This window comes from Leisingera sp. G5_S3_59_S7, assembly GCF_054968485.1.
The window spans coordinates 52,086-73,003 of record NZ_JBQKUH010000018.1; the positions used below are offsets into that span (position 1 = coordinate 52,086).

Here is a 20,918-nt window from a genome sequence, read left to right on the forward strand (position 1 = left end):
TGCTGCCAGAAGGCGCGCGCCGGAGGCTCTGCATCCGGCGCGCTTCGCCTTAGCTCTTAGGCAGACGGTCCAGGACCGCGCGGGCGGCCCGCAGACCGGGCGCTTCACCGCCCTGGCCCAGGCGCTGCATAGTCAGTTCCATCGCTTCCAGTTGTGCCCCCGGATCTGCCGCCAGCGCATTCAGCCGGGCGGCAATGTTTCCAGGTGTACACTCCGGCCCCAGGCATTCCGGCACCACCCGGGTCTCGCTCACCAGGTTGACCAGAGTCACCGTGTCGATCAGCGCCATGCGCTTCATGATCTGCCAGGTCAGCCACTGGAACTTGTAGGCGATCACCATCGGAGTGGCTGCGGCCGCCAGCTCCAGCGAGACGGTGCCGGAGGCGGCCAGCGCCAGATCCGCCGCAGCAAAGGCGGCGCGTTTGTGCGCCTTGGCGGTGGCAGCCTCAAACCGGTTCGGATCGACCAGCACCGTAGCCTCCGGCCAGTCTTTCAGCGCGTCCTGCACCAGCCCGGCCACCGGCGCGGCGGCGGGCACGACGATCCGGAAGTCCGGGTGCGCCGCCGTGAAGCGCTGCAGCGCGCCGCCGAAATCCGGTGCCAGCCGCGCGACTTCGGACCGCCGCGAGCCGGGCAGCGCCAGCACAAAGGGCGACTCGCCCAGACCGAACTCCGCGCGGAATGCGGCAGTTTCCGCCCCGGTGGCCTGCGGTTCGGCAACCACCGGGTGGCCGACGAAGTCGCAGTCCATGCCTGCCGCCTCCATGTAAGGCGGCTCAAACGGCAAAAGTGCCAGAACGTGGTCGATCACTTCCGCCATCTTCCCGGCCCGTTTGGGCCGCCAGGCCCAGACCGAAGGCGCCACATAATGCACCGTGCGGATGTTGCTTTTCTCTTTCACCAGCCGCGCCACGCGCAAGCTGAAGTCCGGGCTGTCGATAGTGATCAGAACATCCGGGCGGGTCTCAAGCACCGCCTCCGCGGTTTCCCGGATGCGGCGTTTCAGATGGCGGTACTTGGGCAGCACCTCGGCCAGCCCCATCACCGACAACTCATCCATCGGAAAGCGGGAGTACAGCCCCTGCTCCGCCATCAGCGGGCCGCCGATACCGTCAAAGCTGACGCCAGGTTCCAGCTGTTTCAGCCCCGCCATCAGCGCCCCGCCCAGCCGGTCGCCCGAAGGCTCCCCGGCCAGGATGAACACCCGAAGGTTCATGCTTCACGCAGCCACAGGTACAGGCCCAGCCGGTCGCAGGCCGCAATCACCGCATCCTGATCCAAAACGATCACGCCGCCCGCCTCCAGCACGATGCCGGAGAGGCCGGCCTTGGCCGCAGCCTCAACCGTTTCGACGCCGATCGTGGGCAGATCGGCGCGGCGGTCCTGCGCGGGCTTGGGCGCCTTGAACAGCAAGCCGCCCTGCCCGTCCGGACGCTGCGCCAGTGCGGCCAGCATCCAGTCGGTGCCAAAGACGTTCTCCACCGCAATCGCCTGCCGCTTGCGCACGGCGCAGGACTGGCCGATGTCGGCGGCTGACATCGCGGCCACGATCTGCGCGCCGCGCTCCGCATCCGCCTTGTCCAGCTCGCCCGGCTGCACCTTGGTCGGCACGCCAGCCGCCATCAGCAGATCCGGCGCAACCTCATGCGCGGCCCGCACGGCAAATCCTCCCTGCTCAAAAATGCCGATGATCGCCCGCAAGGCGCCGTCATCGCCCGCAGCCAGCGCGCCTTGCAGCACCGGTACCAGCGGCAGGGTCGCCGCATCGATGGCCGAGGGGTCGATATTGGGCCGCTGCACCGCGCCTGCCATGCAGATCTCGGTGATCTCCGCTGCCTTCAGCCGTTCGAGAAAAGAGCCCAGCTGCTCAAACCGGAAGGAGATTTCGGGATCCACCGCATCCGGTTCCGACCCCGCCATCGCACAGATCAGCGGACGGCCCGGAGCCCGCGCCGCCACTTCCGCCGGCAAGCCGCCGGTGCCTGCAATCAAAGCCAGCATGGGTTCAGCCTCCCGGTGTCAGAAAGGAGCGGTCGCTTTCGCCGGTAATGAAGGCGACGATCTCCTGAACATACTGGCTTTCGGTCTCATCTCCCAATCGCTTGGCGCGTTCCTGGAAGGTGCCCTCCCCCTGCGCCAGCATCTGGAAGGCTGCGCGCAAGGCAGTGATGTCGCTGCGCGCCACGCCGCGGCGCTTGAGGCCGACCAGGTTCAAGCCGTCCAGCTCACCTCGCTGTGCCTGCACCAGGCCATAGGGGATCACGTCGTTGGTCACCATGGTGACGGCGCCGATAATTGCGCCCTTGCCGATCCGCACCCACTGATGGATGCCCGACAACCCGCCGATGATAACATCATCCTCCAGAACGCAGTGGCCCGCCACCGCAGCGGAATTCACAACGATCACCCGGTCGCCGATCTGGGCGTCATGGGCAATGTGGCAGCCCGCCATGAACAGGCCGTCGTCGCCGATACGCGTCACGCCGCCGCCGCCCTCGGTGCCGGCATTCACCGTCACATGTTCGCGGAAGCGGTTGCGCTTGCCGATGACGGTCCGGCACTTCTCGCCCTTGAACTTGAGATCCTGCGGGATCTCGCCCAGCACGGCAAAGGGAAAGACAACAGTCTCATCCCCGATTTCAGTGTCCCCGGTGACGACAACGTGGGATTTCAGAACAACCCGGTCCCCCAGCACAACCTCAGGGCCAACCAGGCAGAACGGGCCGATTTCGCAGTCCTTTCCAAGTTTGGCGCCCTCTTCGATCACGGCACTGGGGTGAATCCGGCTCATGTTCATCCGTCCTTCTGCACGTCGACCATAGCCGAGAATTCCGCCTCGGCCGCCACATCGCCATCGACGGTGGCGCGGCCGGAGAACTTGAAGATCTTGCCGCCCGGCTTGCCGCGCAGGGTTTCCACATGCATATCCAGCACATCGCCCGGCACCACCTTGCGGCGGAATTTACACTTGTCGATGTTCATGAAGTAGATCAGCAGGTTGGTGTCGACCATATCCATGCCAACCCCCAGCATCACGCCCGCGGTCTGCGCCATCGCCTCGACGATGGTGACGCCGGGCATGATCGGCGTGCCCGGGAAGTGGCCCTGGAAGTGCGGCTCGTTCATGGTGACATTCTTGATGCCGCGTGCCGACTTGTAGCTGTCGATATCGACCACCTTGTCGACCAGCAGGAACGGGTAGCGGTGCGGCAGGATCCGCTGGATCAGTTGAATGTCAGCGCTTTGCAGCTCGGTGGTCATGCTTGGTTTCCCATATTCGTCAAATGTGCTGCGCCGTCCCTAGCAAGGAGGCAGCGTTTGGGCAAGTTCGCCGGCTCAGCGATCGCCATCCTCTTGCGCCGCGCCGTCGCCCAGCACCGCGTCGATCCGGGCAATCGCCAGGCTGGTGATGTCGGCTGCATCTGCGCTCAGAAACACCGAGGCGTGGTCGAGGATTGCGCCTGCCCCGGTTTCGCGCAGGATCTGCTGCAGCACCGGCAGCGAGGCGCTGATGAATTCGCGCCGGGCCTCTTCGCCCATCTGATTGATTTCGCGCAGTTTCTGCTCCTGGCGGCGGCGGGTGTCCTGCACTTTCTGGTCAAAGGCATCTGCCAGCGCCCGGAACGCCTGCGGCTCCATCTCGCTGCGGCGTTCAGTCAGCTCCAGTTCCTCGCGCCGCAGTTCGGCCTCGATGCGGCGGTTTTCCGCAGTCAGCACAGCGCCTTCTGCTTCCATCTCCCGCTCGACCCGCTTGCCAAAAGCGCTTTCAGAGAACAGCCGCTCCGGCTGGATGGTGAGGATGCCGCTTTGCGGCAGCCCCAACTGATAACCGCGCCCGGGCCCCGGTGCAGGCTGCGCCGTGTCCTGCGCAAAGGCGGGAGCAGCCCCGAAACAGGCCAGCGCCACGGCAAGACCGCGCGCCGCCCAACGGCCGGGAGACTGCTGCCGCACCAGATCAGAACCTCGCCTGCAGGGTCAGGTCGAAGGGTTGCTCCTCGTCGAAGTCCTCTTTCTTGAGAGCTTTGGAGAAATTGAACCGCAGCGGGCCAAAGCCGGTGGTCCACAAGAGCGAGAAACCGACAACGTGACGGAAAGACCTGTCACGCCCCACGATCCCGTTGCCGGAGTTAAAGCCTGCGGTGTTGACATTCTGCAGCCCCCAGAGGCCGCCGACATCATAGAACAAAGCGCCGCGCAGCCCCAGTTCTTCCGGCAGGCCCAGCGGGAACTCCGCATCGAAACGCGCAACCGCATAGTAGTTACCGCCGAGGAAATCATTATAATTTCCGCCATTCGGGTTGCCGTCAGTCTGATCCCGCGGACCGATACCGCCAGGTTCAAAGCCCCGGATGACAGAGGGGGTCAGAACGAAGCGGTCGATTGTGCGGCTGTTACCGCTGCCTTCCCATTGAAACGCGCCTGCTTCCAGGGTCGCGCGAAGGGTGACCTCCTCATTCCAGATGCGGCGCTGCGCAACAAGCTTGGTAGTTGCCTTGATGTATTCGGAATCGCCGCCAAGCCCGGCGTAATCGGCGCCAATTTCGACCAGGAAGCCGGCATTCGGGTCGAGGCCGGTCAAGCGGCTGTCATAGCGGTAGGTGACCCCGGCAGCACTGGCAGTCCGTTCACCCTGCGCGATTTCGCTTTGGATGACCGGACCCGCCAGATTCTGGTTGGTGTCATCATCGTCAAACTGCATCTCGTCCGCATCCCAGGTGTAGCGCACCTGCAGCGACGAATCCTCGCCCGTGTTGAAGGTCAGCGCCGGGCGGAAGAAGACGCGTTTGGTTTTATACTCCGAGAAGCTGGAGTCGGTTTCATTCAGACCAAGGTCCAGATCGAACTTCAGCTCCCGCCCCAGCAGGAACGGTTCGGTGAAACCCAGAACATAGGAATCGGATTCCGTCGCGGTGGCAATGTTGAACGACAGCCGCTGGCCTCGGCCCAGGAAGTTGTTTTCGCTAAGACCGACGCTGACACCAAAGCCATCCGTGATTGAGTAGGCACCGCCGAGGTTCAGCGAACCGGTCGGCTGCTCCTCGACGTCCACGTCGACAATGACCTGATCCGAAGAACTGCCCTCACGGGTCTCCACATCGGCCGTGGCAAAGAATCCCAGAGCCCGGATCCGCTCGGCGCTGTTGCGGATCGAGCGCGGGTTGAACGGGTCGCCTTCGACGGAGCGGAACTGCTGGCGGATCACCCGGTCCAGCGTGGTTGTGTTGCCCTCAATGTCGATCCGCTCGACAAACACCCGCGGCCCGCGTGTCAGCACGAATTCGATATCAAGCGTCAGGTCCCGGTCGTTGCGGGTGACGCGCGGCTCGACCCGCAGAAAGTCGATCTCGTTGCGGACGGCCAGCCCTTCCATCCGGTCGATCGCATTTTCGACCAAGGCCGGGGAATAAACAACACCGGACCGGATTTTCAGGGTGGAGCTGAACAGGTCGGCATCGGCTTCCGGCATTTCGCTGGTCACTGTGATGTTGCCGAAGCGGAACTGCTGGCCCTCAGTCACATCCACCACCAAGAATACCGCGTCACGCTCCTGCGTGACTTCAGCGTTGGCGCTGTTGACGCGGAAATCCACATAGCCGCGCGACAGGTAGAAATCGCGCAGCACCTGCTTGTCGAATTCCAGGCGGTCTTCGATCAGGGTGTCGGAGCGGATGAAGGTGCGCAGCAGACCGGCCTGCTTGGTTTCCAGAACCCGCCGCAGACGGCGGTCGGAATAGACCCGGTTGCCGGTGAACGACACGCGCTCCACCTCAATGGTGTCGCCCTCGGAAATCTCAAACACCAGATCGACGCGGTTGTTGCTGCGGCGGATGATGCGCGGGGTCACGCGGGAGGCCAGACGGCCCTGAACGCTGTAAGCCTCGGCAATCAGCGCCGCGTCGCGTTCGGCCTGCGACGGGCTGAACACCCGGCGCGGCGCCGACTCGACAATGTCGCTCAGCGCGTCGTCCTTGAGGCGGCGGTTGCCTTCGAAACTGATCTGGTTGATGGTCGGGAACTCGGTGACCTTGATCACCAGGGTGCTGCCGCGCGGCACGATTTCGACTGTTTCAAATACGCCACTGTCAAGAATACGCTGATAGGCGTCGTTCAGCTCGCCAGCGCTGACCGTCTGGCCGCGCTCGATGCCGGTATAGGCGACAACGGTGGATGTCTGAATCCGCTGATTGCCCTCCACCTGGACCGACGTGAAGCGGTAGCTTTGAGCCTCTGCCGGCAGCGGCGACAACGCGTAACCCAGCGCAACTGCCAGAGAAATGGCAGAAACTTTCCGGTACAAGATATTGATGCCCGACTTACGCTCACCACAGGACTTGCCTGCGACTTTCCCCCAAACCATCTTTTTTACAACCCGATTATATTAGCAGCTTTGGCAAGTGCGTACCGGGTTTGAAAGCGCTTGTCAAAACTATCAAAGCGCATTCTGGCAGCATCCGGCGCGGCGGGCTTGCGCGCCGGTTGCGGGAATCACAGCGTGGCGAGCCAGGTGCCCGCGGTCAGTGCGCCAAGGATGGCAAATCCGGTCAGCGCCCGGTCCCAATTCAGCCGCATCAGAAGGCCAAGGCCGCGGTAAGATTGCGAGAGTGTCTGCATCGGTCATCCCCCAGTTTCCGTTCACCCGTCCGCGGTGCCGGCATCGGGAGGCTGCCGCGGATTGATAAAACGTTAACGGGGGAATGTGGCGGCAGTTGGGCGGCACTGTGGCCGCCCCTTGGCGCTGCTGCCTGCCAGGTCAGCAGAACAGATCGTTGCCAATCGCAAACACCATCAGCGACAGCACGATGGCAATGCCAAGCGACATCAGCACCCGCACCGCCCGGTCGCTGGGCGGACGCCCGGCGACGGCTTCATAGGCGTAGAACATCAGGTGGCCGCCATCCAGCGCGGGCACCGGGAACAGGTTCAGCAACCCGACCGCAGTGGACAGCACCGCAATGAAGCGGATAAAGCTTTCCGCCCCCTGGCTTGCCATCGCGCCGGAGGTTTCGGCGATCCCGATCGGCCCGGACAGGTTGCAGGTGCTGATGGCGCCGGTGATCATATGCTTCAGCCCGGACAGGGAGGTGCCGACCACCGCCCAGACCTGATAAGCGCCCGCTGCCAGCGACTCGCCCAAGCCGGCCTTATCGGTGGCCGGCTCAAACGCCAGCCCGCCGATGATTCCGATCCGCCAGCGGGTGGCAAAGCCGCCGTCCGGCTGCGGTTCATCCGTGCGCCGCGGCGCCAGCGCCATCTCGACCTTCTCGCCGCCGCGCAGCACATCCAGCACCAGCACCTTGCCGTCTGCGGCTTCGACATGCTCTTTCAGCTGGTCAAAGGACACCAGCGGCGCGCCGTCCACCGCGACGATCAGGTCCTCGGGCTGCAGCCCGGCATCCGAGGCCGCGCTGCGCGGCACCACACCGCGCACATAGGGCGGGTACAGATACGGTCCGCTGACGCTGTGCTCAGACCCCTCGCGGCGCACCTGATAGTCCAGCGGCTGCTGCTGCGGCAGTGCCTTGCGAAACTCTTCCCAGGCCTCGGTGTCCAGATAGCTTGGCACCGGCAGGCCGCCTGCTGTGATCAGCTCATCGCCCTGCTGCAGCCCGTTTTCGACCCCGGGCAGCGGCGCCATGTCCCCAACGGTCAGCGGATCGCGCATCACCCCCTGCGACATCGCCACGGCGGCAAAGATGATTACAGACATGACGAAGTTGAAAACAGGCCCGGCCGCAACGGTTGCCGAACGGGCCCAAAGGGGCGCGCCATGCATTGTCCGGCGCAGGTGCTCCGGATCGTCGGCGGCCGCCTGCATCGCCTGTGCGTCCTTGCCCGAGGCCGCATCCGCATCGCCCAGGAACTTCACATAGCCGCCAAAAGGCAGCGCCGCGATCTGCCAGCGTGTGCCGTGCCTGTCCACCCGGCTCCACAGCACCGGGCCGAATCCGATCGAGAACACTTGTGCGTGAATGCCCGACCAGCGGCCGACGATGTAGTGGCCGTATTCATGCACGGCCACGATCACCGACAGCGCGATGACAAAGCTGGCGATCGTATAAAGGAAACCGCCAAACTGCGGGACAAAAGCAAGTATGTCCAAAGATCTACCCTATGCGTTTTTCTGCGGCCCCGGCGGCCTCTTGCCGTGCGAGATGGTCAACCCGGGTCACGTTATCAAGTGTCATTGCGGCATCGATGAGGCCGCTCTCCGCCGAAAAGCGCTCCAGCACAGCCTCCGTCACTGCCGCCATATCGGTAAAGCGGATGCGGCCTGCGATGAACTCATCCAGCGCCTGCTCCTTGGCAGCGTTGAAGGCCGCGCCCATCATGCCGCCGCGCTCCATCACCTCATAGGCCAGCCGCAGCGCCGGATAGCGGGCGGGGTCCGGGGCGCGGAAATTCAGCTGGCCGATGCGGGCCAGGTCCAGCCGCTCCACCGGCAGATGCTGCCGGTCCGGCCAATGCAGCGCATAGCCGATGGCATGCCGCATGTCGGCAGCTCCAAGATGCGCCATCAGCGCCCCGTCGTTGAATCCGACCAGCGCATGAACCAGGGATTCGGGATGCACCAGCACCTCGATCTGGTCAGGGCGAACGCCAAAGTATTCCCGGGTTTCAATGACTTCCAGCGCCTTATTGAACATCGACGCGCTGTCGATGGTGATCCGCTGCCCCATGTCCCAGTTGGGATGCGAAGACGCCTGCGCCAGAGTTGCCTTGGGCAGATCCTCCAGCGGCCAGTCGCGGAAGGCCCCGCCCGAGGCGGTGATGACGATCCGCTCGACCGCTTCGATGTCTTCACCCGCAAGACCCTGGAACACCGCCGAATGCTCGCTGTCGACCGGCAGCAGCCGGGCGCCGTGCTTTTCGGCTGTCTCCAGCAGCAGCCGGCCCGCGCAGACCAGCGACTCCTTGTTGGCCAGTGCCAGCGTGGTGCCGTGTTTCAGCGCCTCCAGCCCCGGTGCCAGACCGGCCGCGCCGACGATGGCCGACATGATCCAGTCCGCCGGGCGCGCCGCAGCCTCGACCAGGGCCGCCTGCCCGGCCGCGGCTTCCACGCCTGAGCCTTGCAGCGCCGCCCGCAGATCCGGCAAACGGTCGTCATAGGCGGTGACAGCTAAGTCCGCCCGCAGCGCGATGGCGTCCTCCGCCAGCCGCGCGATATTGGCGCCGCCGGTCAGGGCCACCACATCATAGGCTTCAGGCGCGCGCCGGATCAGGTCGATGGTATTCTGCCCGATCGACCCGGTGGCGCCGAAAATCGAAACTTTGCGCATAGCTCTTCCTGACTGGTTATCCCCAGATGGCGGTCACAGCCAGGAACATGGCCGCGGCGCCCAGCATCCCGTCGAACCGGTCGAACAGGCCGCCGTGGCCCGGAATCAGCGCGCTGGAATCCTTGACGCCCATCTTCCGTTTCAGCGCGCTTTCCGTAACATCGCCGGCCTGGCTGGCCATCGACAGCAGCACCGACAACACCACTACGCCGAACCCCAGGCCCATTTGCGCGGCAAACACTCCGCCCACGGCCGCAGCAGCCAGCCAGCCGGCCGCCGTGCCGCTCCAGGTTTTCTTGGGGCTGACCCGCGGCCAGAATTTGGGCCCGCCAATGGCCTTGCCCGCGAAATAGCCCGCCACATCGGTGGCCACCACGATGCCGATCAGCCACAGCATCCACTCAACCCCCATCTGGCCGCGCAGCCAGATGAAGCCGAAGCCCGCAAACAGCACCCAAATCGCGCAGCCGGAGAAATAATGGCGGTTGCGCTCAAACTGGCTGAACCCGGCCGCAACCGGTGCAGCCAGCAAGGGCACCACCCAGATCACCGGCAAGAGGGACGCCAGCAGAACCGCAATCGCAGAGACCGCGCCCAGCTGCAGCGCAAGGCCGCCGCGCTGCGGCGCCAGCATCCGCACCAGCTCCCAGATCATGCCGCCGCAGCACAGCGCGATCATCGTATCGAAGACCAGCCCGCCGGCCCAGACGGCAAAACCGCCCACCGCGACCATCACGACAGCCGACAGAACCCGCGGCAGCAGGTCGGCCCAGCGGCCCTTGGCAGCGCTCATGTTTTGACAGCCCCGAAGCGGCGGTCGCGGCGGCCATAGCTGCCGCACAGCCGCGCCAGCTCCTCCGCCGTGAAATCCGGCCACAGGGTGTCGATGAACTCGTACTCCGCATAGGCCGACTGCCACAGCAGGAAGTTCGAAATCCGCGCCTCGCCGCTGGTGCGGATCACCAGATCCGGGTCCGGCAGCACATGGGTGTCCAGATAGCGCGGCAGGGTTTCCTCGTCGACGTTTTCAGGGTCCAGGCGGCCCTCGGCCACGTCCCGCGCCAGCCGCTTGGTGGCGCGCGCCACTTCGTCCCGGCCGCCATAGTTCAGCGCGATGGTCAGCTGGGTGCCGCTGTTGCCTGCGGTCTTGCGCTCCAGCTTGTCCATCAGGTCAATCAGCTTTGCATCCAGCCGCACCCGGTCACCGATAAAGCGCACCCGGACGTTCTTTTCCGCCAAGGCGTTCATTTCCTTGGAGATATAGCGGCGGAACAGGCTCATCAGGCCGGCAACTTCGGTCTGCGTGCGCTTCCAATTCTCTGTCGAAAAAGCAAAGATGGTGAGGTATTCCACGCCCAGACTTGGGCAGCACTCGACAACTTCACGGACCCGGCGCGCGCCGGCATGATGGCCGAACAGCCGCGGCCGCCCGCGGGCCTGCGCCCAGCGGCCATTGCCGTCCATGATGATGGCCACATGGCGCGGGCCGGAGCGGGGCGCCGGAGCTTCTCCGGCGGGGCTCATCTGCGGATTTGCATCTCCCGGCATAATGCGCCGTCAGACCTGCATGATCTCGGCTTGCTTGGTCTCAAGCGCCTCGTCCACGTGTTTGATCATGGTGTCGGTCAGCTCCTGCACCTCGGCTTCCCAGAACTTCTGGTCATCTTCCGACATGCCGTCGGCCTTGGCCTTCTTGATCTGATCCATGCCGTCGCGGCGGACGTTACGGATCGACACGCGGGCGTGCTCGGCATACTGGCCGGCGACCTTGGTCAGTTCGCGGCGGCGCTCCTCGTTCAGCTCCGGGATCGGCAGCATGATGATGGTGCCGTTAAGCTGCGGGTTGATGCCCAGCCCGGACTCGCGGATCGCCTTCTCTACTTTGCCGACCAGCGACTTGTCCCAGACGTTGATGGTCACCATCCGCGGCTCCGGCACGTTCACGGTGCCGACCTGGTTAATCGGCGTCGGCGACCCATAGGCATCCACCATCACAGGCTCCAGCATCGAGGCCGAAGCCCGGCCGGTGCGCAGCGAGGCAAATTCGGTGCGCAGATTGGCCATCGCGCCGTCCATGCGGCGTTTCAGGTCGTCGGTATCCAGTTCAAAATCATCAGACATGCTGCTCTCTCCCCTTATCTGAGGCGGTCTTCCTCTGGCTCATAAGCCATTGGAAGGCTGATGTATAGCGATCATGCGGGGGATTTGCCGCAACATCCCGCGCAAAGCGGTGCTCCGGCGCCTGCGCCCGCATTCATGCAAATAGCCCGCCCGCCGGGTTTTTCCTGCTGTTGCAGCGGCAGGGCGCGGACAGAATGCGGCCCGCGGCCTCCGGCGCGCAGGCTTCCGTCCGGCAGCTCGGAAAAGACGCGGGCCTTGCCTTTGGCCCGAGTCCGGATCCTCTCAATGCGGCAGGCGCTTAACCCTGCACCTTGGTGTAGGTGCCCTTGCCCGACAGAATGCCGCGGAAACCGCCCGGCTCATCCAGCGGGAACACGATCAGCGGCAGGTTGTTGTCGCGGGCCAGCGCGATGGCGGAGGCATCCATCACCTTCAGCCGCTTGGCAAACACATCGTCGTAGCTGATCTCGTCATAACGGACCGCATCCGGGTGCTCCTTGGGGTCCTTGTCATAGACACCGTCGACGCCGTTCTTGCCCATGAAGATCGCCTCGCACGCCATTTCATTGGCGCGCAGGGTCGCAGCGGTATCAGTGGTGAAATAAGGGTTGCCGGTGCCCGCCGCAAAAATGCACACCCGCTTCTTCTCCAGATGGCGCACGGCGCGGCGGCGGATATAGGGTTCTGCCACCTCATCCATGCGGATCGCCGAGATCACCCGGGTGAACACACCCAAGCCTTCCAGCGCCGACTGCATCGCCAGCGCATTCATCACCGTGGCCAGCATCCCCATGTAGTCTGCGGTGGTGCGCTCCATCCCCTGAGCGGAACCCGAGAGGCCGCGGAAGATGTTGCCGCCGCCGATCACCATGCAGATCTCGACGCCCATTTCCTGCACAGACTTTACCTCGCGGGCGATGCGCTGAACGGTCGGCGGGTGCAGGCCGAACCCCTGGTCGCCCATCAATGCCTCGCCGGAAATTTTCAGCATGACGCGTTTATAGGCGGCGGCCGGATCCAGCTCCGGCTTGTCTTGCGGTTGAGGCATGTTGCGCTCCAGAAGATGTGAGGGTTAATTTGCGCGCAAAATGGAGTAATTCGCTGCCGGTTTCAATCCGCGCAGCGCGGTTTCCGCCGAGATTTGCGGAACTGGCCTTAGAGACGGATCACACCCGCATGAAGCTGCCCGACACCGACCCGGATCTGCCTGTGCTGATTGCAGGCCCCACCGCCTCCGGCAAGTCCGCGCTGGCGCTTGAAATCGCCGCACGCCAAGGCGGTGTTATTGTCAACGCCGATGCCAGCCAGGTCTATGACTGCTGGCGGGTGATCACCGCCCGCCCCTCGCCGGAGGAAGAAGCCCGGGCGCCGCACGCGCTGTACGGCCACGTGGCGTATGACGCGGAATATTCCGCCGGGCATTGGCTCCGCGAGGTGCTGCCGCTGCTGGACGGGCCGGAGCGGCCGATTATCGTTGGCGGCACCGGTCTTTACTTTACCGCCCTGACCGAGGGTATGGCTGACATCCCGCCCACGCCGGCCGCAGTACGGGCGGAGGCCGACGCCTTGCCGCTTGAGGTGCTGCGGGCAGAGCTTGACCCCAGGACCGCCAGCCGCATCGACCTGCAAAACCGCGCCCGGGTGCAGCGCGCCTGGGAGGTGCTGAAGGCCACCGGACGGCCGCTGGCCAGCTGGCAGGACGACACCCCAGCCCCGGCGCTGCCGCCGTCCCGCTGCACGGCAATGGTTCTGAATTCGGACAAGGCTTGGCTGGAGGCCCGTATCCGCCAGCGGTTCGGCCTGATGCTGGACCAGGGGGCGATGGCAGAGATTGAGGCGATGCGGGACCGCTATGACCCCGCCCTGCCCTCCTGCAAGGCAATCGGGGTGCCGGAGCTGACGGCCTATGCCCGGGGCCAACTCACGCTGGCGGAGGCAGAAGAGCGCGCCGCCATCTCCACCCGGCAGTTTGCCAAGCGCCAGCGCAGCTGGTTCCGCGCCCGGATGAAGGACTGGCTGCAGGTGGCACTGCCATAAACAGACACCGCCTGGCAGGCGGGTCATTAAAATACCACTCAGTTTCCGCTTTTTCCGGCGGAAACTTGCCAGAATCAGCGTTTTCTGGCCTGTTGCGGCAAATCTTTTTTTACCGCCCAAGGCAACAGATGCCATTTGATCCAGATTTTTCCGGCGACATTCATGCCGCCCCTTTGCCCAGCCTCAGCCCGGGCGGCGCCTGGCAAACCGCGCTGTCGCACAGCCGCCGCGAGCACCTTCTGATCTGGATCACCCGCGGACAGGGCCGGATCTGCCTCAACGGCGGGCAGCGCGGCTTCGGGCCGCACAGCGCTATCTTTATCCCGGCCGGCACGCTGTGGTCGGCGGAATTCACGCGCCAGTGCCTTGGCCAGGTTCTGACCATGACCGGCCCGCTGATGCCGCCCCTTCCCGAATCGTCCTGCCACAAGCGCTTTACCAGCCTGCAGGCGCAGGCCGGGCTGACCACCCTCTTCGAGGCGATCAGCCGCGAGCAGGCCGGCCAGGGGCCGTTCTGGCGCCGCGCCGTTCAGGCGTATTGCGGGCTGGCCGCCATTTCCCTGCGCCGCCAGCTGGACGCGGACGGCAGGCCGGCGCGGCAGACTGCGGCGCAGCGCCTGTGCCAGGCCTATTGCCAGCGCGTGGCCGGTCTGCAGGACCATCAGGCCACAATGGCGGACCACGCCGCAGCGCTGAAGGTGACCCCCACCCACCTGACCCGGGTCTGCAAGGCCGAGACAGGCAAGACCGCCGCCGCCCTGCTGACCGAGCGCCAGCTGCACTCCGCACGCACCCTGCTGATCGCCTCCGACTTGCCCATTCGCGACATCGCCGCGCGGCTGGGTTTCGGCAGCGCCGCCTATTTCACCAGATTCATCAGCCAGCACACCGGCCGGCCCCCTAGCGCCTTGCGCAAAACAGCACGCGCGAAAACCCAATAGGTTGATCCGCCAGCAGATTCTCGAATGTGTGCCGCCCGGGCCCGAAATCGCCACCCGTTACTGGGCAGTTTTGAACAGTATGCGGCCGCATGCCATTTCATTTGAGAAAAACGACGCCGCAAATGTCGTATTTCTGCGGTGAAACGGCGAAACTGTGCATTGACGAAACGGCATATCTCTGTCCGAATGCAGCTATGGGGAAACTTTAATCCAAAACGTGCTTCACGCGACGCTCAGCCAGCCGCTGAGCCGATAGCCGTTTCGCGAGATAATTAAGATCAAACGCTACAACAGGGAGACCTAAATGACCAACGACACCATGACCGGAGCACCGGTGCACTGGGCCGCCAAGATGCACGCCAAGGAAGTGCTCGAAGGCAAGCTCGACCGCCGCGAGTTCCTGACCCGCGCCACCGCCCTGGGCGTCACAGCAACCGCTGCCTATGGCATGATTGGCATGGCCGCCCCGGCCAAAGCTGCCGAGGGCATGCAGGAAGGCGGCACCCTGCGCGTGCAGATGAGCGTGCGCCCGCTGAAAGATCCGCGCACCTATGACTGGTCGGAAATGGGCAACCAGACCCGCGGCACCCTGGAATACCTGGTTGAGTACAGCAACGACGGCTCGTTCAGCCCGATGCTGCTGGAAAGCTGGGAAATCAACGAAGACGCCACCGTCTACACGCTGAACGTCCGCCAGGGCGTCAAGTGGAGCAACGGCGACGACTTCACCGCCGAGGACGTGGCCCGCAACATCGCCGGCTGGTGCGACAAGTCGGTTGAAGGCAACTCGATGGCCGGCCGTTTCGGCACCCTGATCGACGAAGCCTCCGGCCAGGCCGTGGACGGCGGCATTGAGGTGGTCGACAGCCATACCGTGAAGCTGAACCTGCCGTCCTCCGACATCTCGCTGATTGCCGGCATGTCCGACTATCCGGCGGCCATCGTGCATTCCAGCTACCAGACCGACGACTTCCTCGCCAATGTGGGCACCGGCCCTTACCTGCTGACCGAGCTGGAAGTGGGCGTGAAAGCGACGCTGGAACGCAACGCCGACCATGCATGGTGGGGCGAGTCCGTCTTCGGCAAGCCGGCCCTGGACCGCATCGAATACATCGACTTCGGCACCGACCCGTCGTCATGGATGGCGGCGCTGGAATCCGACGAAGTCGACATGCTGCATGAATCCGTTGGTGAATTCATCGACGTTCTGGATGGCCTCGGCTACCAGAAATCCGAAGTGGTCACCATGGCGACCCTGGTGATCCGCCCGAACCAGCTGGCAGAGATCGACGGCAAGAAGGTCTATGCCGACAAGCGCGTCCGCAAGGCGATCCAGATGGCGGTCGACAACGCTGTCTGCCTGGAACTGGGCTATGGCGGCCGCGGCGAGCCTGCCGAAAACCACCATGTCGGCCCGATCCATCCGGAGTATGCCGAACTGCCGCCGCTGAAGGCCGATCCGGAAGCCGCCCGCGCGCTGATGGAAGAAGCCGGGATGATGGACTTTGAGCACGAGCTGCTGTCCATCGACGACGACTGGCGCCGCAACACCACCGACGCGGTGGCCGCGCAGCTGCGTGATGCGGGCTTCAAGGTGAAGCGGACCGTTCTGCCGGGCTCGACCTTCTGGAACGACTGGGTGAAGTACCCGTTCAGCTCCACCAACTGGAACCACCGCCCGCTGGGTGTCCAGATCTGGGCACTGGCCTATAAATCGGGCGAGGCCTGGAACGAATTCGGCTGGTCCAACCCCGAGTTCGACGCGCTGCTGGCTGACGCCCTGTCGATCGCCGACGCTGACAAGCGCCGCGAAATCGCCGCCAAGGGCGAAGCCCTGATCCAGGAAGAAGGCGTCACCATCCAGCCTTACTGGCGCTCGCTGTACCGCCACCTGCGCGAAGGTGTCGCCGGTGCCGACATGCATATCGCCTTCGAGCATCACCACTACAAGTGGGGCTGGGCCGCCTAAAAGGCTCCCGGCGCCGCTCCGGCCTCCTGCACCGCCCCGCCCGGGGCGGTGCACTCCAGCTAAGACGATAAGAGACCCGCGCCTGCAACCGGGTCCGATCCGCCAGACTGACAGGGGACCCCATGGGACTTTTCATTCTCCGACGCTCGGGCGTGATGCTGCTGACGGCCCTGTGCCTGACGTTCATCGTGTTTTTCCTGACGAACCTCTACCCTAACCTCGAGAAACTCGCCAAAACCCAGGGCAACTTCCGGATGTCGGATGAGGCTGTGGCCAGCTGGCTGGATGCAAACGGTTATGGCGGCCCGATGATCTCGAAATACGGCCAGTGGCTGGGTGTGCTGCCCGGCTGGACCCACGAGACCGAGAAGGGCATCACCGGCCGCTGCATCACCGGTACCGTCAGTGCCGAACAAGCCGCCGAAGCGCCGACGTTCTGCGGCATTCTGCAAGGCGACTGGGGCTACTCGACACGGTTCAAGGACGAAGTCTCCGACATCATCTCCGAACGTCTTGGCAACACCGGCCTGCTGATGTTCTGGGTGCTGGTGCTGATGGTGCCCTCGGCGCTGATCATCGGCGTTCTGGCCGGGATGCGCGAGGGCTCGGTGACCGACCGCAGCCTGTCGACCGCGTCGATCCTGACCACGGCGACGCCCGAATATGTCTCCGGCGTGATCTTCATCGCTGTCTTCACATCGTCGACCGTCGGCCTGAAATGGTTCAAGGGCACCGCCACGTCGGCGATGGACAATCCGAACTTCGAAAACTTCTTCCTGCCGGTTCTGACCATTGCGCTTTACGGCATGGGCTACATCGCCCGGATGACCCGGGCCTCGATGACCGAGGTGATGACCGCGCAATATATCCGCACTGCCCGCCTCAAGGGGGTGAGCTTTCACAACATCGTTCTGAAGCACGCGCTGCGCAACGCGCTGATCGCCCCCTTCACCGTCATCATGCTGCAGTTCCCGTGGCTGCTGAACGGCGTGGTAATCGTCGAAACCCTGTTCAACTACAAGGGCTTCGGCTGGGTGCTGGTGGAAGCCGCAGGCAACAACGACATCGAACTGCTGCTGGCCGTCTCCGTGGTCTCAGTTGTCGTGGTGCTGGTCACCCAGCTGATTTCCGACATCGGCTATGTGTACCTGAACCCGCGTATCCGGATCTCTTAAGGAAGGCAGCTGAGCATGGAACCTCTTGGTTTTTTTGAAATCGCCCTGCGGATCATCTACCAGCTGTCGCCGGTCTGGATTTCGATGGTGATCCTGTTTGCACTCTCAATCGGCTTCAAGCGGCGGCTCGGCCTGTACGGCAAGCTGTTTGACAGCCCCATCGGCATGATCGGCTTCGGGCTGGTGATGTTCTGGGTGTTCACCGGCATCTACGGCGCGATGGATATGATCGTGACCCATGATCCGCTGACCCAGGTCTCGGGCATGAAGAACAAGCTGCCCGGCACCCCGGTGCGCGGCGCCGGAGAAGGCGAGTACGAGTACTACCTGCTGGGCGGCGACAACCTGGCCCGCGACGTTTTCAGCCGTCTGGTGAAGGGCGCCTGGGAAGTCATCAAGATCGCCCCGATGGCCGCGGTCTTTGCCTTTATGGTGGGGATCACCCTGGGCCTGCCTGCGGGCTATTACGGCGGCAAGCTGGACACGGTCCTGTCCTTTGCGGCGAACCTGATCCTGGCCTTCCCGGTGATCCTGCTGTTCTACCTGCTGGTCACACCTGAAATCGTGGACACCGGCGTGCCGAACTACATGGCGATCGTTCTGTTTATCTTCCCGATCATCTTTGTCGGGGTGCTGCTGAACTCGCGCTATTACACCCGCCCCAAGCTGCGCAACTGGCTGCTGCCTGTGGTGCTCGGGACCATCATCTGGTTCTATCTGCAGCTGGTCTCCAATGGCGGCTACCTGATCAACACGCCGGAGTATTCCATCTGGGGCCTTCCCCCGGCCATGGACCTCTTCGACATCCCCGGCGGTATCCTCGTGGTGTTCGTCTCAGTTGTCTTTGTCAATTCGCCCACGGTGTTCCGCATCGTCCGCGGCCTGACCCTGGACATCAAGACCCGCGACTATGTGGCCGCCGCCCAGACCCGCGGCGAGGGCCCCTGGTACATCATGCTGTGGGAGATCCTGCCAAACGCCCGCGGGCCGCTGATCGTCGATTTCTGCCTGCGCATCGGCTACACTACCATCCTGCTGGGCACCCTGGGTTTCTTCGGCCTTGGCCTGCCGCCGGAAAGCCCGGACTGGGGTTCCACGATCAATGACGGCCGCAAGCTGCTGTCGATCTACCTGCACCCGGCCCTGCCGCCTGCCTTTGCGCTGCTGACGCTGGTTCTTGGCTTGAACCTGCTGGCCGACGGACTGCGCGAAGAGAGCCTGAAAGACTGATCCAAACCGGCGGGACCGGGGGCCAGCCCCCGGACCCCCGGGATATTTGAGGCCAGATGAAAGGGATCCCGTTCCTTCCAGCCTCAACAGGGAGATAAAAAATGATCAAAATGGCAGACTATGAAGGCCCGATCCTGGAAATCGACAAGCTGTCGATCTCCTTCTTCACGCGCCTGCGCGAAATTCCGGCGGTGATGGACTTCTCCGTGGCAGTGCAGCCGGGCGAGGCCGTGGGCCTGGTCGGCGAATCCGGCTGCGGAAAATCCACCGTTGCGCTGGGGGTGATGCAGGACCTCGGCAAGAACGGCCGCGTTGTCGGCGGCACCATCAAGTTCAAGGGCCGCGACCTGGCCGAGATGAGCGCCGAAGAGCTGCGCGACATCCGCGGCAATGAGATCGCAATGATCTACCAGGAGCCGATGGCCTCGCTGAACCCGGCGATGAAGATCGGCAAGCAGCTGATGGAAGTGCCGATGATCCACGAGGGCGTCAGTGAAAAGGAGGCCTATCAGCGCGCCCTGGAAGTGGTCAGCGACGTGCGCCTGCCGGACCCGGAGCGGATGCTGAACTCCTTCCCGCACCAGCTGTCGGGCGGCCAGCAGCAGCGCATCGTGATCGCAATGGCGCTGATGTCGAAACCCTCTCTGCTGATCCTTGATGAGCCCACCACCGCGCTCGACGTGACGGTGGAGGCCGCGGTGGTCGAGCTGGTCAAGGACCTGGGCAAGAAATACGGCACGTCAATGCTGTTCATCAGCCACAACCTCGGCCTGGTTCTGGAAACCTGCGACCGCCTCTGCGTGATGTATTCGGGCGAGGCGGTGGAGCGCGGCTCGATCCACGACGTTTTCGACGAGATGCAGCACCCCTACACCCAGGCGCTGTTCCGTTCGATCCCGCTGCCCGGCGCCGACAAGAACGCGCGCCCCCTGGTGGCAATCCCGGGCAACTTCCCCCTGCCCCACGAGCGCCCGCCCGGCTGCAACTTCGGCCCCCGCTGCGACTATTTCGAAGAGGGCCGCTGCGATGCCGACCAGATCATCCCGATGCGGCCGGTGCAGGGCAATGACCGCCACGAGACCCGCTGCCTGCGGTTCGAAGAGATCGACTGGAACGCGCCGCTGACCCTGGCCGATCAGAAGGAAAAGACCGCGCCCGGCAATGTCGTTCTCAAGATGGAGAACCTAAAGAAATACTATGAGGTGGCCGCAAATGCGCTGTTCGGCGGCGGCGAGAAAAAGGTGGTGAAGGCCAACGAGACGCTGAGCTTTGAGGCGCGCGAATCCGAAACCCTGGCCATCGTCGGCGAATCCGGCTGCGGCAAATCCACCTTTGCCAAGGTGCTGATGGGGCTGGAAACCGCAACCGAGGGCCAGATCCTGCTCGACAACCGCAATATTGAGCAGATCCCGATCGAGGAGCGCGATACCAAGACAGTGTCCGACGTTCAGATGGTGTTCCAGAACCCGTTCGACACGCTGAACCCGTCGATGACAGTGGGCCGCCAGATCATGCGGGCGCTGGAGATCTTCGGCATCGGCAATTCCGAGGCGGAGCGGCGCAAAAAGATGCTGGAGCTGCTCGACCTGGTGAAACTGCCGCGCGCCTTTGCCGACCGGATGCCGCGGCAGCTCTCCGGCGGCCAGAAACAGCGCGTCGGCATCGCCCGCGCCTTTGCCGGCGGCGCCCGCATCGTGGTGGCCGACGAGCCCGTCTCGGCGCTGGATGTGTCAGTGCAGGCCGCTGTCACCGACCTCCTGATGGAGATCCAGCGCAAGGAAAAGACCACGCTGCTGTTCATCTCCCACGACCTGTCGATCGTGCGCTATCTGTCGGACCGGGTGATGGTGATGTATCTCGGCCATGTGGTGGAGCTGGGCACCACCGACCAGGTGTTCTCGCCGCCCTACCATCCCTATACCGAAGCCTTGCTGTCGGCGGTGCCGATTGCCGATACCTCGGTCGAGAAGGAGCACATCGTGCTGGAGGGCGACATCCCTTCGGCGATGAACCCGCCCCCGGGCTGCCCGTTCCAGACCCGCTGCCGCTGGAAGTCCGAAGTGCCGGGCGGATTGTGCGAGCGCGACGTGCCGCCGGTGCGCCAGCTGGGCGGCGGGCATCAGGTAAAATGCCACCTCAGCGACGAGGTGCTTGAGCGGATGACTCC

At 64.1% G+C, this 20,918-nt stretch carries 19 protein-coding genes; 6 read left to right on the forward strand and 13 right to left on the reverse strand.

Translation table 11 applies throughout. The annotated features are described in order from the left end of the window. Nucleotides 1-49: 49 nt before the first annotated feature. The 13 genes from lpxB to pyrH form a co-directional block, all read right to left on the reverse strand. On the reverse strand, nucleotides 50-1,216 hold the full coding sequence (lpxB, locus tag ACTRWG_RS10315) for a lipid-A-disaccharide synthase (protein ID WP_027237457.1): 1,167 nt from the start codon (nucleotides 1,214-1,216) through the stop codon (nucleotides 50-52). Next, entirely contained in the window at nucleotides 1,213-2,001 is a 789-nt protein-coding gene (locus ACTRWG_RS10320) for an LpxI family protein (RefSeq protein WP_462829289.1), read from the reverse strand. The genes lpxB and ACTRWG_RS10320 overlap by 4 nt, the downstream gene beginning before the upstream one ends. A gap of 4 nt (nucleotides 2,002-2,005) precedes the next feature. Then, complete coding sequence (gene lpxA, locus ACTRWG_RS10325; RefSeq protein ID WP_462829290.1) at nucleotides 2,006-2,791, reverse strand: acyl-ACP--UDP-N-acetylglucosamine O-acyltransferase; 786 nt, start codon at nucleotides 2,789-2,791, stop codon at nucleotides 2,006-2,008. 2 nt (nucleotides 2,792-2,793) lie between these two features. Next, on the reverse strand, nucleotides 2,794-3,261 hold the full coding sequence (gene fabZ / locus ACTRWG_RS10330) for a 3-hydroxyacyl-ACP dehydratase FabZ (protein ID WP_462829291.1): 468 nt from the start codon (nucleotides 3,259-3,261) through the stop codon (nucleotides 2,794-2,796). 75 nt (nucleotides 3,262-3,336) lie between these two features. Further along, nucleotides 3,337-3,951: an OmpH/Skp family outer membrane protein gene (locus tag ACTRWG_RS10335; RefSeq protein ID WP_027237453.1), complete on the reverse strand. Its 615-nt coding sequence runs from the start codon at nucleotides 3,949-3,951 to the stop codon at nucleotides 3,337-3,339. A gap of 4 nt (nucleotides 3,952-3,955) precedes the next feature. After that, nucleotides 3,956-6,358: an outer membrane protein assembly factor BamA gene (gene bamA, locus ACTRWG_RS10340; RefSeq protein ID WP_027237452.1), complete on the reverse strand. Its 2,403-nt coding sequence runs from the start codon at nucleotides 6,356-6,358 to the stop codon at nucleotides 3,956-3,958. A 128-nt stretch (nucleotides 6,359-6,486) separates the two neighbouring features. Further along, nucleotides 6,487-6,612, reverse strand: coding sequence for a hypothetical protein (locus ACTRWG_RS10345; RefSeq protein ID WP_259956561.1), 126 nt, complete (start codon nucleotides 6,610-6,612; stop codon nucleotides 6,487-6,489). Between the two features lie 139 nt (nucleotides 6,613-6,751). Beyond that, nucleotides 6,752-8,101: an RIP metalloprotease RseP gene (gene rseP / locus ACTRWG_RS10350; protein WP_027237451.1), complete on the reverse strand. Its 1,350-nt coding sequence runs from the start codon at nucleotides 8,099-8,101 to the stop codon at nucleotides 6,752-6,754. A gap of 4 nt (nucleotides 8,102-8,105) precedes the next feature. Next, nucleotides 8,106-9,278 (reverse strand): 1-deoxy-D-xylulose-5-phosphate reductoisomerase, encoded by a 1,173-nt coding sequence (gene dxr, locus ACTRWG_RS10355; protein ID WP_027237450.1) that lies wholly within the window; start codon nucleotides 9,276-9,278, stop codon nucleotides 8,106-8,108. Between the two features lie 16 nt (nucleotides 9,279-9,294). Then, the gene (locus tag ACTRWG_RS10360) at nucleotides 9,295-10,071 is read right to left on the reverse strand and encodes a phosphatidate cytidylyltransferase (RefSeq protein ID WP_027237449.1); all 777 of its coding nucleotides are present in this window, start codon (nucleotides 10,069-10,071) and stop codon (nucleotides 9,295-9,297) included. Beyond that, nucleotides 10,068-10,826 carry an isoprenyl transferase gene (locus tag ACTRWG_RS10365; protein WP_027237448.1) on the reverse strand — a complete coding sequence of 253 codons (759 nt, stop codon included), beginning with the start codon at nucleotides 10,824-10,826 and terminating at the stop codon, nucleotides 10,068-10,070. Before ACTRWG_RS10365 ends, ACTRWG_RS10360 begins: the two co-directional genes overlap by 4 nt. 9 nt (nucleotides 10,827-10,835) lie before the next feature. Further along, nucleotides 10,836-11,399 carry a ribosome recycling factor gene (gene frr / locus ACTRWG_RS10370; RefSeq protein ID WP_027237447.1) on the reverse strand — a complete coding sequence of 188 codons (564 nt, stop codon included), beginning with the start codon at nucleotides 11,397-11,399 and terminating at the stop codon, nucleotides 10,836-10,838. Nucleotides 11,400-11,697: 298 nt separating this feature from the next. Further along, nucleotides 11,698-12,447, reverse strand: a complete 750-nt coding sequence (gene pyrH, locus ACTRWG_RS10375; protein WP_027237446.1) for a UMP kinase — start codon at nucleotides 12,445-12,447, stop codon at nucleotides 11,698-11,700. 128 nt (nucleotides 12,448-12,575) lie between these two features. Between pyrH and miaA the strand changes: the two genes are divergently transcribed. The 6 genes from miaA to ACTRWG_RS10405 form a co-directional block, all read left to right on the forward strand. Then, a complete protein-coding gene (miaA, locus tag ACTRWG_RS10380) occupies nucleotides 12,576-13,436 on the forward strand; it encodes a tRNA (adenosine(37)-N6)-dimethylallyltransferase MiaA (protein WP_027237445.1) in 861 nt (286 codons plus the stop codon). A 128-nt stretch (nucleotides 13,437-13,564) separates the two neighbouring features. Continuing rightward, nucleotides 13,565-14,377 carry an AraC family transcriptional regulator gene (locus tag ACTRWG_RS10385; protein WP_462829292.1) on the forward strand — a complete coding sequence of 271 codons (813 nt, stop codon included), beginning with the start codon at nucleotides 13,565-13,567 and terminating at the stop codon, nucleotides 14,375-14,377. A 304-nt stretch (nucleotides 14,378-14,681) separates the two neighbouring features. Then, nucleotides 14,682-16,346 carry an ABC transporter substrate-binding protein gene (locus ACTRWG_RS10390; protein WP_462829293.1) on the forward strand — a complete coding sequence of 555 codons (1,665 nt, stop codon included), beginning with the start codon at nucleotides 14,682-14,684 and terminating at the stop codon, nucleotides 16,344-16,346. A gap of 122 nt (nucleotides 16,347-16,468) precedes the next feature. Beyond that, nucleotides 16,469-17,521 carry an ABC transporter permease gene (locus ACTRWG_RS10395; protein WP_027237442.1) on the forward strand — a complete coding sequence of 351 codons (1,053 nt, stop codon included), beginning with the start codon at nucleotides 16,469-16,471 and terminating at the stop codon, nucleotides 17,519-17,521. A gap of 15 nt (nucleotides 17,522-17,536) precedes the next feature. Further along, nucleotides 17,537-18,751: an ABC transporter permease gene (locus tag ACTRWG_RS10400; RefSeq protein ID WP_027237441.1), complete on the forward strand. Its 1,215-nt coding sequence runs from the start codon at nucleotides 17,537-17,539 to the stop codon at nucleotides 18,749-18,751. A 101-nt stretch (nucleotides 18,752-18,852) separates the two neighbouring features. Beyond that, a partial coding sequence (locus tag ACTRWG_RS10405) for a dipeptide ABC transporter ATP-binding protein (RefSeq protein ID WP_462829294.1) occupies nucleotides 18,853-20,918 on the forward strand: 2,066 nt, incomplete at its 3' end.